This window comes from Veillonella atypica (assembly GCF_041431435.1).
Taxonomy (GTDB): domain Bacteria; phylum Bacillota; class Negativicutes; order Veillonellales; family Veillonellaceae; genus Veillonella; species Veillonella atypica.
The window spans coordinates 397,144-412,321 of sequence record NZ_JAPVXV010000001.1 but is presented as its reverse complement, the minus strand read 5'-3'; the positions used below and the strand labels follow the sequence as shown (position 1 = coordinate 412,321).

General features: G+C 34.9%; 13 protein-coding genes. All 13 read left to right on the top strand.

The annotated features are described in order from the left end of the window. The first annotated feature begins 15 nt into the window (after positions 1 to 15). The 13 genes from O3598_RS01955 to O3598_RS01895 all read left to right on the top strand — a co-directional run bounded on the left by O3598_RS01955 (position 16) and on the right by O3598_RS01895 (position 15,177). Positions 16 to 1,407 (top strand): aminopeptidase, encoded by a 1,392-nt coding sequence (locus O3598_RS01955; protein WP_371451555.1) that lies wholly within the window; start codon positions 16 to 18, stop codon positions 1,405 to 1,407. Between the two features lie 51 nt (positions 1,408 to 1,458). Continuing rightward, a complete protein-coding gene (locus O3598_RS01950; protein WP_371451553.1) occupies positions 1,459 to 1,836 on the top strand; it encodes a hypothetical protein in 378 nt (125 codons plus the stop codon). A 133-nt stretch (positions 1,837 to 1,969) separates the two neighbouring features. Further along, a complete protein-coding gene (locus O3598_RS01945; protein ID WP_316579207.1) occupies positions 1,970 to 2,947 on the top strand; it encodes an ABC transporter substrate-binding protein in 978 nt (325 codons plus the stop codon). 24 nt (positions 2,948 to 2,971) lie between these two features. After that, complete coding sequence (locus tag O3598_RS01940) at positions 2,972 to 3,949, top strand: ABC transporter substrate-binding protein (protein WP_119982672.1); 978 nt, start codon at positions 2,972 to 2,974, stop codon at positions 3,947 to 3,949. 14 nt (positions 3,950 to 3,963) lie between these two features. After that, the gene (locus tag O3598_RS01935; RefSeq protein WP_005378866.1) at positions 3,964 to 4,836 is read left to right on the top strand and encodes an ABC transporter permease; all 873 of its coding nucleotides are present in this window, start codon (positions 3,964 to 3,966) and stop codon (positions 4,834 to 4,836) included. 10 nt (positions 4,837 to 4,846) lie between these two features. Further along, the gene (locus O3598_RS01930; protein WP_005379071.1) at positions 4,847 to 5,644 is read left to right on the top strand and encodes an ABC transporter ATP-binding protein; all 798 of its coding nucleotides are present in this window, start codon (positions 4,847 to 4,849) and stop codon (positions 5,642 to 5,644) included. 186 nt (positions 5,645 to 5,830) lie between these two features. Then, complete coding sequence (rpsO, locus tag O3598_RS01925) at positions 5,831 to 6,097, top strand: 30S ribosomal protein S15 (protein ID WP_005379030.1); 267 nt, start codon at positions 5,831 to 5,833, stop codon at positions 6,095 to 6,097. A gap of 241 nt (positions 6,098 to 6,338) precedes the next feature. Further along, positions 6,339 to 8,408, top strand: a complete 2,070-nt coding sequence (locus tag O3598_RS01920) for a polyribonucleotide nucleotidyltransferase (RefSeq protein ID WP_371451551.1) — start codon at positions 6,339 to 6,341, stop codon at positions 8,406 to 8,408. Positions 8,409 to 8,418: 10 nt separating this feature from the next. Beyond that, positions 8,419 to 8,868, top strand: coding sequence for a dUTP diphosphatase (dut, locus tag O3598_RS01915; RefSeq protein WP_005379026.1), 450 nt, complete (start codon positions 8,419 to 8,421; stop codon positions 8,866 to 8,868). 149 nt (positions 8,869 to 9,017) lie between these two features. After that, positions 9,018 to 9,839: a hypothetical protein gene (locus tag O3598_RS01910; RefSeq protein WP_371451549.1), complete on the top strand. Its 822-nt coding sequence runs from the start codon at positions 9,018 to 9,020 to the stop codon at positions 9,837 to 9,839. A gap of 42 nt (positions 9,840 to 9,881) precedes the next feature. Next, positions 9,882 to 10,688, top strand: coding sequence for a hypothetical protein (locus tag O3598_RS01905; RefSeq protein ID WP_371451547.1), 807 nt, complete (start codon positions 9,882 to 9,884; stop codon positions 10,686 to 10,688). 180 nt (positions 10,689 to 10,868) lie between these two features. Further along, positions 10,869 to 11,696: a hypothetical protein gene (locus tag O3598_RS01900; RefSeq protein WP_371451545.1), complete on the top strand. Its 828-nt coding sequence runs from the start codon at positions 10,869 to 10,871 to the stop codon at positions 11,694 to 11,696. A 64-nt stretch (positions 11,697 to 11,760) separates the two neighbouring features. Beyond that, positions 11,761 to 15,177, top strand: a complete 3,417-nt coding sequence (locus tag O3598_RS01895; RefSeq protein WP_371451543.1) for a hypothetical protein — start codon at positions 11,761 to 11,763, stop codon at positions 15,175 to 15,177. Position 15,178: the final 1 nt, after the last annotated feature.

The following is a 15,178-nucleotide window of genomic DNA, read 5'->3' as shown; positions in this document are numbered from 1 at the left end:
GAAAGGGATGAAATTATGGAACGTAAATATGCTTGGCATAATTATGACGAACAAACATTACAAGACGTGATGTCATTAGGTGACTCGTATCGTCAATTTTTGGATAATGGTAAAACAGAACGCGAATGTGTCATTCAATCTGTAGAAGCTGCCAAAAAAGCTGGCTATGTTGATTTAAAAGACTTGATTAAATCTAACACGCCAATTAAAGCGGGCGATAAGATTTACTATACTCATATGGATAAATCTATTGCGCTATTTAATATCGGTACCGATGATTTAGACCTCGGTATGAATATCCTTGGTGCTCATATCGATTCTCCGCGCATTGACGTAAAACAAAACCCTCAATATGAAGATAGCAATTTGGTGTTTTGGGATACACACTACTATGGCGGTATAAAAAAATACCACTGGGTAGCTATGCCGCTTGCCATTCATGGGGTTGTAGTAAAAACAGATGGTACACGCATCAACATTAATATTGGTGATAAAGAATCTGATCCTGTATTCTGCATTACAGATTTATTGCCTCACTTAGGACAAGAACAAATGCAAAAGAATGCAGCCAAGGTGATTGAAGGTGAGGCTCTTGATCTTCTCATCGGCAGTCGTCCTATTAAAGATGAAGAAAAAGAAGGGGTTACTAAATTTATTAATAACCTCCTTGAAAAAGAATATGGATTTGTAGAACGCGATTTATTATCTGCTGAACTTGAAATTGTACCAGCTGGTAAGGCGCGCGATATGGGCTTTGATCGCTCCATGGTATTAGCGTACGGCCAAGATGACCGTGTCTGTGCTTACACATCCTTGGTGGCTATGCTCGAAGTTGATAAGGTAAAACGTACGACTTGCTGTTTATTGGTAGATAAAGAAGAAATTGGTTCCGTTGGTGCTACAGGCATGCAATCTCGCTTCTTTGAAAATGCGGTAGCAGAAATCTTAACATTGATGGGGAAACCTAATTCGGTAAATGTGCGTCGTACATTGGAAAATTCTCGTATGCTATCCTCTGATGTTAGCGCTGGATATGATCCATTGTATGCATCTGCTTTTGAAAAGAAAAATGCTTCTTACCTCGGTATGGGTGTCGTATTTAATAAATTTACCGGTTCTCGTGGTAAATCCGGTTCCAATGATGCCAATGCAGAATATATGGGCTTTATCCGCCGTGTAATGGAATCTAATAACGTAACATACCAAACGGCTGAACTCGGCAAGGTTGACCTTGGCGGTGGTGGCACCATTGCGTATATCATGGCCTTATATGGTATGAATGTAATCGACTGCGGCGTTGCTGTTCTTAGCATGCATGCACCATGGGAGGTTACATCTAAGGCCGATATTTATGAAGCAAAACGTTGTTACGTAGCATTTTTGAATGCAGATGATGAAACAATCTAGTATGATGGGGCTTTCACCATTGGTGAAAGTCCATGTTATGTGAGGTATAGGATGAAACAAACGGAATTAGGCGCTGCTATCGAGGCGGCGAAGGGAGAGGCAACAGAGGTTAAGACCGTAAAGGTCGATATTTTTGATATTCCTGAAACAAAGGCAAGAGAATATATCGCTACCCGCGAAGAGGTGGCTAAAGCTGCTATGGAGGTCATGAAACCATATTGTGTGACTGTTAAACGGGAAACCTTAGATGAAGATGAAGGGGAAGCCGTTGTGGGCTATTATGTAACGGGAGAAATTTTAATGTGTGTCATCCTTGACCCATTTGAAGTGCCCGTAATGAAGGTGGCCCTCGATAAGGGGACACTAAAAGAATACATTCTAGCAGCCAATGAATTGACAGAGGATATGCTAGCTTCTCTAGATAAATAATAAATCTGTTAGAATACAATATGTGCTCTACATAAGGACAAATGTAAAATACTTTAGTCTGATACATTGATGTAGTGCTCAAAGTTGTTTATAATAGAAGTATTATTATTTCGAATATAGGAAGGAAGACCCAATGAACTTGAAAAAAGGCATTGCCCTCGCGCTCACGGCGGCAGCATTGATGGCTTTCACAGGCTGTGGCACAAATGAAACTACATCTAATGGAGAATATAAGGTTGGTGTTGTACAACTCGTAGAACATCCAGCACTAGATGCGGCAAATAAAGGTTTTGTTGATGCTCTTAAGGAAAAGGGCTTATCTGATAAAATTACCTTTGATCAACAAAACGCACAAGCTGACCAATCTAATTTGAATAGTATTGCACAGCGTTTTGTATCTGATCGTAAAAATTTGATTTTAGCAATTGCTACGCCAGCGGCTCAATCCATGGCGAATGCAACTCATGATATTCCAATCTTGGGTACAGCTATTACTGATTACGAAGCTGCTAAACTTGTTAAATCTAATGAACATCCAGGTGGTAATGTATCTGGTACATCTGATATGAACCCTGTAGAACAACAAGTAGATTTGATTTTAAAAGTATTGCCAAATGCTAAAACAATCGGTACGATTTATAGCTCTAGCGAAGTAAATTCTCAAATTCAAGTTGAAAAGATGAAAGCTTACGCAGCTACAAAGGGCATTAAGGTTGAAGAGGTTACTGTTTCTAATGTAAACGATATTCAACAAGCGGCACAAAACCTTGTATCTCAACGTGTTGATGCCATTTATGTACCAACAGATAATGTGGTAGCATCTGCTATGAGCAATCTTGTAGCGATTACCGACCCTGCAAAAATTCCTGTATTCGGCGGTGAAGATAACCACGTAAAAGGCGGTGCGGTTATGTCCTTATCTGTAGACTACTACAAACTTGGTTACCAAACTGGCTTGATGGCGGCTAAGGTGCTAACTGGTGAATCTAAAGTCGAAGATATGCCGATTGAAATGCAAAAAGAATTCAAATTAGTTGTAAATAAAGATAAATTACAAAAATTGGGCATCACCTTACCAGAGGATTTGATGAACAAAGCAACTATGATTTAGTACTTAACTGGTAAGGAGTTACACATGAACTGGAAAAAAGGTATTGCAGTGGCACTTAGTGCCATCACTGTTATGGCAATGGTAGCTGGTTGTGGTTCCAATACTACTACTAGTGACCAAAAGAAAATTGGCGTTATTCAATTAGTAGAACATCCATCCCTTGATGCTGCTAATAAAGGCTTTGTAGATGGTCTTGCATCTAAAGGTTTTAAAGATGGGGAAAACATTAAAATAGACCAACAAAATGCACAAGCTGACCAATCTAATTTGAATAGTATTGCACAACGTTTTGTATCCGATAAAAAGGATTTAGTACTAGCAATCGCAACACCAGCGGCTCAAACGATGGCAAATGCATCTCATGATATGCCAATCTTAGGTACAGCTATTACAGACTATGTGACAGCTAAACTTGTTCAATCTAACGAACACCCAGGTGGCAACGTAACTGGTACTTCTGATATGACACCTGTTGAAAAAGAGGTAGATCTTATCATCGCTTTAGTTCCAAATGTTAAACGTATTGGTGCGATTTACACATCCTCTGAAATTAATTCCCAATTACAAGTTGAAAAAATGAAAGCCTATGCTGCTACAAAAGGTATTACAGTTGTAGAAGCTACAGTTTCCAATGTAAACGATATTCAACAAGCAGCAACAAATCTTGTAAATCAAGATGTACAAGCTATTTATACACCAACAGATAATGTATTAGCATCTGCTATGGCTAACTTAGCACAAATTACAGATGCTGCTAAAATTCCAGTATTTGCAGCTGATGAAGGCATGACAATGACTGGTGGTGTAGCAACATATTCTGTAGATTACTATAAATTGGGTTACCAAACAGGTTTGATGGCAGCTAAAGTTCTTTCTGGCGAAGCAAAAGTTAGCGATATGGCTATCGAAACACAAAAGGATATTAAATTGACTGTCAACGAAGAACGTGCTAAAAAATTGGGTATTACAATTCCTGATGCACTTCGTAAAGATATGAAATAAAAGAGGAGATTTTGATGTTAGATTTAGTGGTAGGCACCATAACAACAGGCCTTTTGTGGTCCTTGTTGGCGGTCGGTGTATTCATTACATTCCGCGTTCTTGATGTGGCCGACTTGACTGTTGAAGGGACATTCCCAATGGGGGCGGCCATTTCCGCCATCTTGATTACAACTGGTATGAACCCAATTCTTTCTATCTTGATTGCTGGCGTAGGTGGCATGGCTGCCGGTGCTGTAACAGGTTGGATCCATACAAAATTAAAGATTCCTGCATTGTTAGCTGGTATCTTAACGATGATTGCTTTATATTCCATTAACCTTCATATTATGGGGAAAGCCAACGTATCCTTACTTCGCATGGATACAATTTATACAATTATTGGTAGCGTGCTTCATACACCAAATATGTGGTCTGCTGCTATTGTTGGTGTTATCGTAGCTGTTGTTGTATGTTTATTACTATTCTGGTTCTTCGGTACTGAAATTGGTACCGCATTACGTGCAACAGGCGTTAACCCTCAAATGATTCGCGCCCAAGGCGTGAACACAGATAATATGATCGTTCTTGGTCTATTAATTTCCAACGGTTTCGTTGGTATGTCCGGTGCGCTTATCGGTCAATTCCAAGGCTTTGCCGACGTAGGCATGGGTATTGGTACCATCGTAATCGGCTTGGCATCCGTTATTATCGGTGAGGTTGTATTCGGTACAAAATCCTTTGTTCGTAGCCTCATTGCTGTAGTACTTGGTTCCATCGTATATCGTATCGTTATCGCTGCCGTACTTTACATGGGTATGCCACCAAACGATTTAAAATTATTCACTGCTATTCTTGTTGCCATCGCGCTTTCTTTGCCTACATTGAAAGCTAAATGGTTAGCTCGTTAAGGAGGACACTATGTTAGAAGTAAAAAATATGGTAAAGACCTTCTTTAAGGGCACAATTAATGAAAAAACTGCACTACAAGGTATCGACCTTCGCTTAGAAGAAGGCGATTTCTGTACCGTAATCGGTGGTAATGGTGCTGGTAAAAGTACATTGCTAAACTCCATCGCTGGTGTATTTCCTGTCGATGAAGGCAGTATTACCATCAACAATATTGATGTAACAAAAATGCCAGAATACAAACGTGCTAAATATATCGGCCGTGTATTCCAAGATCCTATGGTTGGTACAGCAGGCAATATGCAAATCGAAGAAAACTTGATCCTTGCGATGCGCCGTGGCAAAAACTTAGGTCTTAAATGGGCTTTCAAAGATAGCGAACAAGCATTCTTTAAAGAACGCCTTGCACTATTAGGTCTAGGCCTTGAAGATCGCCTATCTGCACGGATGGGCCTATTATCTGGTGGTCAACGTCAATCTATTACATTGCTTATGGCTACTATGCTTCGTCCTGATTTATTACTCTTGGACGAACATACAGCAGCACTTGATCCTAAGACAGCTGAAAATGTATTGCAATTAACAGATAAACTTGTTTCAGAACATAATCTAACAACCCTTATGATTACGCACAACATGCGTGATGCATTGCGCTTTGGTAATCGTCTTATCATGATGGACGCTGGTCGTATCATCTATGATGTAAAAGGGGAAGAAAAGAAAAAATTAACAGTTGCTGATTTGTTACAAAAATTTGAAGTAGCTGGCGAAGGTGCGTTAAGTGACCGTATGATGCTCGGTTCAAAATAAGTACCTAAATAATATAGTTTAAAAAAGAGGGGATATTATCCTCTCTTTTTTCATGAAAACCTTTACACTATGGGGATTATACTGTATACTTAACTAAGTCATAAGACATATCGTAAGCGAAGTATTCGAATCTCCAACGGTTACTTAAGCTTATCGGGATTATTATTTTTTTAGGAGGTAACATTAATGTTAACTACAGAAGCTAAATTAGCAGTAATTAAAGAATACGCTACTCATGAAGGTGACACTGGTTCTCCAGAAGTACAAGTTGCGATTTTGACAAGCCGCATCACATACTTAACTGAACACTTGAAAGAACATAAAAAAGATCATCATTCCCGTCGTGGTTTGTTGAAATTGGTTGGTCAACGCCGTAACATGCTTGACTACCTTCGTCGTAAAGATATCGAACGTTACCGTTCCCTTATCGAACGTCTTGGTCTTCGTAAATAATACAATTAGCCGTCCATTTGGACGGCTTTTTTATTTTATTTCCTTGTGTTATAATGAATTTAGGCAAAGGGAAACAACTGCCGATAATCTATTGTGGAAACACAGAAAAAAGGACAGAGCGGCGACTCTGTCCTTTTTATTGTGCTAGTTGCTTTTAATAAAGTGAAAAAATAGCTTAATTTTAACAGATGATATATAATAATAAGGTATACGTATAAGAAGATTTTTAGGAGGAATAGGAATGGAACAATTCCAAATGGACCTAGCTGGTCGTACGCTTACGATCGAGACTGGGGAACTTGCAAAACAAGCTGGCGGTGCCGTAATGGTTGGTTATGGCGATACACGCGTACTCGTTACCGCTACAGGTTCTAAAGAGGCGAAGGATATCGATTTCTTCCCACTCACAGTAGATTATGAAGAAAAAATGTATGCTATTGGTCGTTTGCCAGGTGGTTTTATTAAACGTGAAGCACGTCCACCTGAATCTGCTATCTTGAATAGCCGTTTGATTGATCGTCCTATTCGTCCACTATTTGATAAAGGTGTACGTAACGAAGTACACGTTGTAGCTACAGTTATGTCCGTAGATCAAGATTGTGATCCTGCTATCTGTGGTATGATTGGTGCATCTGCAGCATTATCTATTTCCGATATCCCATGGGCTGGCCCAATTGCTGGCGTTCGCATGGGTCGTGTAAATGGTGAATTTGTTGTTAACCCAACAAAAGTACAATTAGAAGAAACTGATCTTAATATCGTAGTAGCTGGTACAAAAGACGCTATTCTTATGGTTGAAGGTGGCGCTCAAGAGGTTCCAGAAGAAACCATTCTTGAAGTTATCATGGCTGCTCACGAAGAAATTAAGAAAATCGTTGCATTCCAAGAAGATGTAAAAGCTAAAGTAGGTAAGGAAAAACGCGTATTTGAAAGCAAAGACGTACCTGCTGAAATCGCTGATGCAGTTCGCGCATATGGTCACGATAAACTTGACGCAGCCGTTCGTTGTGCAGATAAACAACAACGCGATGCACAAGAAACTGAAGTACGTGAAGACGTATTGGCACATTTCGCGGAAATCTACCCAGATAACTTAGCTGATGTAAATAAAGCATTCGATGCTATGACGAAGGAAATTGTTCGTCATATGATCACTGTTGAAAAAATCCGTCCAGATGGCCGTAAACTTGATGAAGTTCGTCCAATCTCTTGTCGTACAGGCGTATTGCCTCGTACACATGGTTCCGGTCTATTCACACGTGGTCAAACTCAAGTATTGAACGTAGCTACTGTAGCACCATTGTCTGAAAAACAAACAATTGATGGCATCGGTTTAGAAACAGAAAAACGCTATATTCACCACTACAATTTCCCATCCTTCTCCGTAGGGGAAACTCGTTCCTCCCGTGGTCCTGGACGCCGTGAAATCGGTCATGGTGCTTTAGCTGAACGCGCATTGGTACCTGTCATTCCTAGCGAAGAAGAATTCCCATATGCATTGCGTCTAGTATCTGAAGTATTAGAATCCAATGGTTCTAGCTCCATGGCTTCCGTATGTGGCTCTACATTGTCCTTGATGGATGCTGGTGTACCTATTAAAGCTCCTGTAGCTGGTATTGCAATGGGTCTTGTTACACAAGGCGAACACTACACAATCTTAACAGATATCCAAGGTATGGAAGATGCTCTTGGCGATATGGACTTCAAGGTGGCTGGTACAGCTAAGGGTGTAACTGCCATCCAAATGGATATTAAAATTTCTGGTTTGTCTCGTGAAATCCTTCACGAAGCATTGGAACAAGCTCATAAAGGTCGCATGCACATCATGGGCATTATGTTAGATACCATTGCTGAACCTCGTCAACAAATGTCCCAATACGCTCCACGCATCATTACAATGAAAATTGATCCAGACAAAATCCGTGACGTAATTGGTTCTGGCGGTAAAGTAATCCGTAGCATCATTGACGAAACAGGTGCAAAAATCGATATTGAAGATGATGGTACGGTATTCATCGCTTCTGTAGACCAAGAAGGTGCTGCAAAAGCGCAACAAATCATCGAAAACCTTACTAAAGAAGTTGAAGTAGGTGAAGTATACCTTGGTAAAGTAACTCGCTTGATGGCATTCGGTGCATTCGTTGAGGTATTACCAGGTAAAGAAGGTCTTGTACACATTTCTAAATTAGCGAAAGAACGCGTTGAAAATGTAGAAGACGTTGTAAATGTAGGCGACGAAATTATGGTTAAGGTTATCGAAATCGATAAACAAGGCCGTATTAACTTGTCCCGTAAAGATTGTTTGAAATAAGAGGTGTTACATGGATATTCGTGGCTTTGAAGTAGTTTCTGCTTTTGAAGAACAAAATATCAATTTACCAACACGTAAAACCACAGAAAGCGCAGGCTATGATATTGAATGCGCTGAAGCTGTTACTTTAGAACCAAATCAAGTGGTTCTCGTGCCGACAGGCCTTAAGGCCTTCATGGCATACGACGAATACCTTGCTATCCACATCCGTTCTAGCATGGCCATTAAACGCAAACTAGCACTTGTGAACAGCACAGGTATCATCGATAGCGATTACTATAACAATGAGGAGAACGAAGGTCATATCATGATTGCTCTCCTAAACTTTGGCAACGAACCTGTTACCCTTGAAAAAGGCGAACGCGTTGCACAAGGCATTTTCTCTAAATACCTTATCACTAATGATGACGATGCAACAGGCGTACGTACAGGTGGTATTGGTAGCACTGGGACTATGTAAACTACATACAATTCTGAACAGAATGGTGAAAGCCGCTCAACTTAGGTTGGGCGGCTTTTTGGTGTGTAAAAAATTACGTATAGGCTTCGGTATACTAAAGTTAATCCATAAGACTTATTGTTTTTAGTTGTGTTATGAGGAGATTAGCTATGAAAACTTTAAAAGAAACCATCATCACAGTAGAAGACATTAAAGCAGAAATTGAAAAAGCAGAATTTGATGTTCCAAGAGAAGATGAGGATTTTGGTGAGCGCTATGATCGATTACATGCAGAATGGGCTGTAAAAGGATTAAAGAAGTATAGAGATGAATTAAAGGAAACCTTTGCTGACAAAGAACATTTTAAGGATTGGGTAATAGACTTATGGGGAGATGTAAATACTTTTATAGCTGTAATAAACGAAGAACTACGCTTACGTTCTATTGAATCAATTCGAGAAGCATCCGAATGCGCTGCATTGATGAAAATTTTTATTCCCTCTGAAAGTGGTTCAAGAGATGAAGCTGAAGAAAAGGTAAAACGTAATCTAGAAGAAGCTTTAGAAGAACATGACCAAAGAATTCTTAATATCTATGATGTAGAAGTAGTACCACTTTTAACATGGTGTGAAGAATTACTTGTGATGAAAGCCTTTTTAACTAATGATTTCTATATGAAAGGATCATTTTCAGACAGATTAAAAGAAATATATACAAATGTGTTTACATTGCTAGATAGAAACTTGCCAGAAAAAGTTGAATACAGTGATGCTCATTCCTTTGAATATTATGTGGATTTAGAGGACGAGTGGGAGTATTTGTACTTAGATGATTTAAATCCTGTAGAAGAACTATTAGCTATATTGCCTGGTAGTCCATATGAATGTGATGTGATGTATTATGCGAACTCAATCAATTGGAGTATCAAAAATAAGCATGTAAATACTTTCAAAGAAAAATGCAAAGAGTTATATAATTCTTTGAATCAATAATAGTATAGTAACTAATCTATAGATGTTAAGGAGTGTTTGTATATGAGAAATATGTTAGTTAATGAAGAATCAAAAGAATCTGTTTTAAATCTATTTGAAAAAATATTGAATATAAAAATGAAAGAAGCAGAACTCAAACAGGTTGAGTGGGATACAAAAGGTTTAAAACCTAAAAAAGATGAAATTATAGAGGCATTTAAGCATTTGGACTCATTTGATACATACATTGAATCAAACTATGAATCTAAAGAAAATTTTGAACTTATCGTCATCAAAGAAATTAAAATTCGTATGGAGGAATTGCTAGAAGGTTTTCATGGTGTAGGACGGCCTATGATAATTCCATGTATTAAAAGTGGCCCCCATAATGAAAGTAAAAAACAAGTAAAAGATTTGTTACATACAAGACTTAATAGTCATGATAATGAACTTCCATATCTCTTTGACAAGTTTATCGTACCTGATCTTGTATGGAGCGAAGAATTATTTGAGATACTAGCTTATCTAAAAGAGAAAACTTATAAACCTAGTTCATTAACAAATGAATTAAGAACAATCTTTATGAAAGCCTATGTAACACTTGAGGAAAATCTACAAGAACCAGAATGGTATTGTAATGCCAAACCATTGACATACTATTGGCATATTAAATCAGACTTAGAAGAAATCTATTATGATGATTACTTACCAATTCAAAAACTGTTATCTTTTATACCTAATAATTCATTAGATTGTTATATATCTTACTGTCCAAATTATATCAATGAAACCTGGGCAGAATTACAAGAAGGAAAAGTTAAACAAGCAATTTATAAGACTTATTATGATTTGCTACAAAAAATTAGTTAGTTGTTTGCAATAAGGAGGAGAAAGGCTACATATGACTTTATGTAGCCTTTTATGATTTTAGTTTATGAGGACAAGATGAATTCTTTTATGAAGAATTTATGAAATATTAAATATATAATAATATTTTATTGGTAAAATATGTCTATAAAAATACGTATATATTGTTATAGGGAGTAAAAGATGGACATAGATAAAATTTCTTTTAATTTAGTTTGTGATAAAAAAATTATAAAAGAACTGGTTAAGGACTGTCTTTCAGAAACTTTAAAAGAAGTCATTTACTCAAACCAAAACCATAATCAAATAAATAGCTATAAAGATTTGAAAGTAAATAATAGAAAAGGTATAAATATTAATTATAAAAAAAATTTTGATTTAGATAATGATGATATTATATCCCATAATCAAGAACTTAAAGAAGAAAATAAACGGTTGAAAGTTGAAATTGAAAAATTAAATGAAAAAATATTAGAAATAGAAAAAAAAGGGAGAGAAAAGCTTGATTTAATAGCAAATAAAAATAGCAGTATAATTGAAAACCTAAATAAACAAATAGGTGAGTTACAAAGTGAGTTAGCTGAAAGATTTACTGAAGGAAAAAAAATCTATGACCAACTAAATTCTATTGATAAAAAATATATTGATAAATTACAAGCTTATTTGGGATATAAAAACTTTGAATCTTTTATTCTTAGTAGCTCAATGAATACAGAGTCATTGGAAAAAATATGGTTAGTATCTAGAGAGGCTATTAAGAATAGGGATTTCAGTGATGCAGAAATACTATGGAGTTACTTTTTATATATGGTTAAATTATTTAATTATACTAAAAATGAAGAAGTAATTCGAATTGATAAAGTGTGTAAAAATGATCGTTATAATGTATATGAACATGAAGATATTGATGGTCTAGTTAAAAATGGTTATATTACAAAAGTTTATTTACAGGGATTTGTTAATGCTTATTTAAATGAACGTAAAGGCAATGCAATTGTTAGTGTTAAATGATTTTAGATTAAAGAATAATACTTTGTAGTAGGATGTTTTTATATCACGGTAGACAGGATTTAAAATGGAAGAAAAAATAAGTAAAATACTAAAAAATGCTAGATATTGTTTACATAATATCAAGGAATATGAATTGAAGTATTCAGAAAGTAATATATCATTTGATATTGATAAACAATTGATTTATGAGTTGAGTGAAATACCTTTAGAGATTAATAACCTTTATTTATATAAAGTAGATGAATTAATTTTCTCTAAAAAAGAAGGACCACGACGTGAATCAATGGAAAATATTCTTTCTTCTTTTAGAAATCTTCAAGATATAAATTTAGTATATATTATATTAGGTGATTCAAACAAAATTTCATTTTATTTGGGTATAGTACCGAATTTACATTTAATAGAAAATGAACCTCTATTAGATTTTAGATCATATGCTAATAGTATTTTAAAACCAAGTATTGATGGTAATTATGGTGGAAGCAAAATAGAATTACTTTCTAATAATGATAAAAAATTGATACTAAATCGAATTAAAAATAATGCTTATTCAGGTATTTTAAATGGCATTCCTGGATTTAAAAGTGGACAATCTGGAGAAAAAATTGATTTTCAAGGTGTTGAACGATTAGTAGATACAATGATTGGCAGAGAATTTGGTTTTGTTGTAGTTGCAAATCCTTGTAAAGATTCAGATATCATTAAATTTAATACTTCAATACAAAAGTTATATGATAAGTTATCTCCATTAACCAAATATACAGTTCAAGAAAATACTAATACACAAACGGATAAGATAAAAGAAGATACACATTCTACTACAAAAAATGTTTTGGTGGGAACAAACTTTGATAGAGTAACATCAGAGACATCTAGTACTATAAAAGGAAAGGATGAGCGGACTGATGTAAGTCATCAAGAGAATACTAATAAACAGAAGTCAACTAGTCAATTGGAATCAGAATATTTAACCAAAAGTGAATCGTATTCAAATCCAAGGAATTATGCAAAATCTGATTTAAATAAAACTAGCCAAACAAGCATATCAGAAAGTGTGAATAAAGATGATAGTAATTCCGTACAGTATGGAGATTCAACAAATGAAATAAATACAGAACAATGGAGTAAAACAAAAACTGTCGTAGTAAGTACAAATGATTCTAATAGTACAAATACAACTAATAGCACACAAGAATCAAATACTAAAAATACGAATGTAAGTAATTCTCATGCTTATTCAGAACGAACGAGTAAAAATAGTAGCAATTCTTCACAAGTAATTTATTCCTTAGAGGTAGAAAAAAAAGCTGTAGTTGATTGGTTAAAATATATTGATGATGTTTTATTGAATAGGATTGATTTATCAAAAGGAAAAGCCGGATATACAGTATGTGCTTATTTATTTGCAGATAAAAATAGAGCTGATTTATATAGTTTAGCTAATACTATAATTGGTTTATATGGAGGAGAAAAAGGTAATATTTCGCCATTAAGATTTTTTGAAATAACGCATGATAATCCTGGTTTATTAGATATACAATTTTGTCTTCAGAATTTACAAATACCAATATTAAATAAGCCTAGTGAGCAATGGGCTTCAATATTTTCTAAGATTAATTTATTTGATGAAACAAAAGAAAGTATAGGCACATGGTTAAATTCTAGTGAGTTGGGACTCTTGATGGGGCTACCAAGAAAAGAAATAATTGGAGTATCTATTCGGGATGCTGTTGAGTATGGTGTAAATATTTATGATAATAATAGTAATTTAGAGGATAATATTTTTTTGGGCCATCTTGTTCATCAAGGGAAAGTTAAATCTGGAAATCCCATATTTTTAAATAAAGAAGTTCTTAAAACACATACATTTATTTGTGGTGTGACTGGAACCGGAAAAACAACAACTTGTCAAAATATATTGATGAACTCAAATCTGCCTTTTTTAGTTATAGAGCCAGCTAAAACAGAATATAGAGCATTATCAAATTCGATAAATGATTTGTTTTATTTTACTTTAGGTAAACAGACAGTCGCTCCTTTTTTTTTAAATCCCTTTGAATTGTTTGAAAATGAATCAATTAGTAGTCGTGTTGATATGATTAAAGCTACAATGCAGTCATCATTTGATATGGAGGCTGCAATGCCACAAATTATAGAGGCAGCTGCATATGAAGTATATAAACGTAAAGGATGGAATTTAAAAAACAATAAATGGATTAATCCAATTACTAATCAGGAAGAAAATCCATTCTCTACAGATAGCTTTGCTTTTCCAACATTGAGTGATTTTATTGATGCCATAGAGTATATTACGAAGGAACAAGACTTTGGAGAAAGGTTAGAAGCTGAATATTTAGGCTCATTAAAAGCAAGATTACAAGCTCTTACTATTGGTGCTAAAGGGATGATGTTAAATACACCACGTAGTATTGATTTTAAGAAACTTGTAAATCAAAAAGTTGTTATTGAATTAGAAGAGATAAAAGATGGTAGTGAAAAATCACTTATTATGGGTTTTATACTTACCAATTTACTAGAAGCAGTAAAATATCAATTTAATATGAATAATGAGTTTCAACATATAACGCTTGTAGAAGAAGCACACCGATTGCTAAGTAAATACGAATTAGGTGATAGCACTAATAAGAAACATGGTGTAGAAGTTTTTTCGGATATGTTAGCAGAGGTTCGTAAATATGGGGAGTCATTAATTATTGTTGATCAAATTCCTAATAAAATGACTCCTGAAGTACTGAAAAATACAAGCACAAAAATTGTTCATAAGATTTTTGCTCAAGATGATAAGGAAGCTATTGGAAATACAATGGCATTGAATGATGAACAAAAAAGTTTTATGTCATATTTAGATAGAGGAAGAGCTATTATCATTACAGAAGGATGGAAGAAACCAGCATTAGTACAGATTAATAAATTGAGTAATATAACAAATAAGTTAGAAATTAATGATGTAGATATTAGAAACAGAATAATAGATTATTATTTATTAAATTATGATAATGGTGTTCTTCCTAATATAAAAAGTTTTGATAAATCAATTAATAAAGATATCATTAATGAGTATTTGGCGTATTTAGAAAAAGATATTTTTGAAGATTTTAGAATAATAACAAAGTTCTTTTATAATTTACACTTTTCTAAGTCCTTAAATGGTGAGTTTGAGAGTAATAGAGATCTTGAAGATAACATTATATATCTAATTTGTCAGGTCATTAAATATAAGACATTTTATGCTAAGTTAATAGAAACAAAGAAAATTAATAGATATGTTGATTATTTATTAGGACGAGCTTCTGTATTAGGAACTTATGATAATGAAAGGCTTTTAGTAGAAATAATAAAAGTGATTGTTCATAATGTTATAAGCTTAGATATTAATATTAATTTGAATTTAGATAATAAAATTCAGAATGATATTGAGGATAAAATTAAAAATCTAATATTTAACTATAATAATCATTAAT

Coding starts and splice junctions, on each gene's coding strand:
- O3598_RS01955 (WP_371451555.1), top strand. CDS start 16: ATGGAACGTAAATATGCTTGGCATAATTATGACGAACAAACATTACAA.
- O3598_RS01950 (WP_371451553.1), top strand. CDS start 1,459: ATGAAACAAACGGAATTAGGCGCTGCTATCGAGGCGGCGAAGGGAGAG.
- O3598_RS01945 (WP_316579207.1), top strand. CDS start 1,970: ATGAACTTGAAAAAAGGCATTGCCCTCGCGCTCACGGCGGCAGCATTG.
- O3598_RS01940 (WP_119982672.1), top strand. CDS start 2,972: ATGAACTGGAAAAAAGGTATTGCAGTGGCACTTAGTGCCATCACTGTT.
- O3598_RS01935 (WP_005378866.1), top strand. CDS start 3,964: ATGTTAGATTTAGTGGTAGGCACCATAACAACAGGCCTTTTGTGGTCC.
- O3598_RS01930 (WP_005379071.1), top strand. CDS start 4,847: ATGTTAGAAGTAAAAAATATGGTAAAGACCTTCTTTAAGGGCACAATT.
- rpsO (WP_005379030.1), top strand. CDS start 5,831: ATGTTAACTACAGAAGCTAAATTAGCAGTAATTAAAGAATACGCTACT.
- O3598_RS01920 (WP_371451551.1), top strand. CDS start 6,339: ATGGAACAATTCCAAATGGACCTAGCTGGTCGTACGCTTACGATCGAG.
- dut (WP_005379026.1), top strand. CDS start 8,419: ATGGATATTCGTGGCTTTGAAGTAGTTTCTGCTTTTGAAGAACAAAAT.
- O3598_RS01910 (WP_371451549.1), top strand. CDS start 9,018: ATGAAAACTTTAAAAGAAACCATCATCACAGTAGAAGACATTAAAGCA.
- O3598_RS01905 (WP_371451547.1), top strand. CDS start 9,882: ATGAGAAATATGTTAGTTAATGAAGAATCAAAAGAATCTGTTTTAAAT.
- O3598_RS01900 (WP_371451545.1), top strand. CDS start 10,869: ATGGACATAGATAAAATTTCTTTTAATTTAGTTTGTGATAAAAAAATT.
- O3598_RS01895 (WP_371451543.1), top strand. CDS start 11,761: ATGGAAGAAAAAATAAGTAAAATACTAAAAAATGCTAGATATTGTTTA.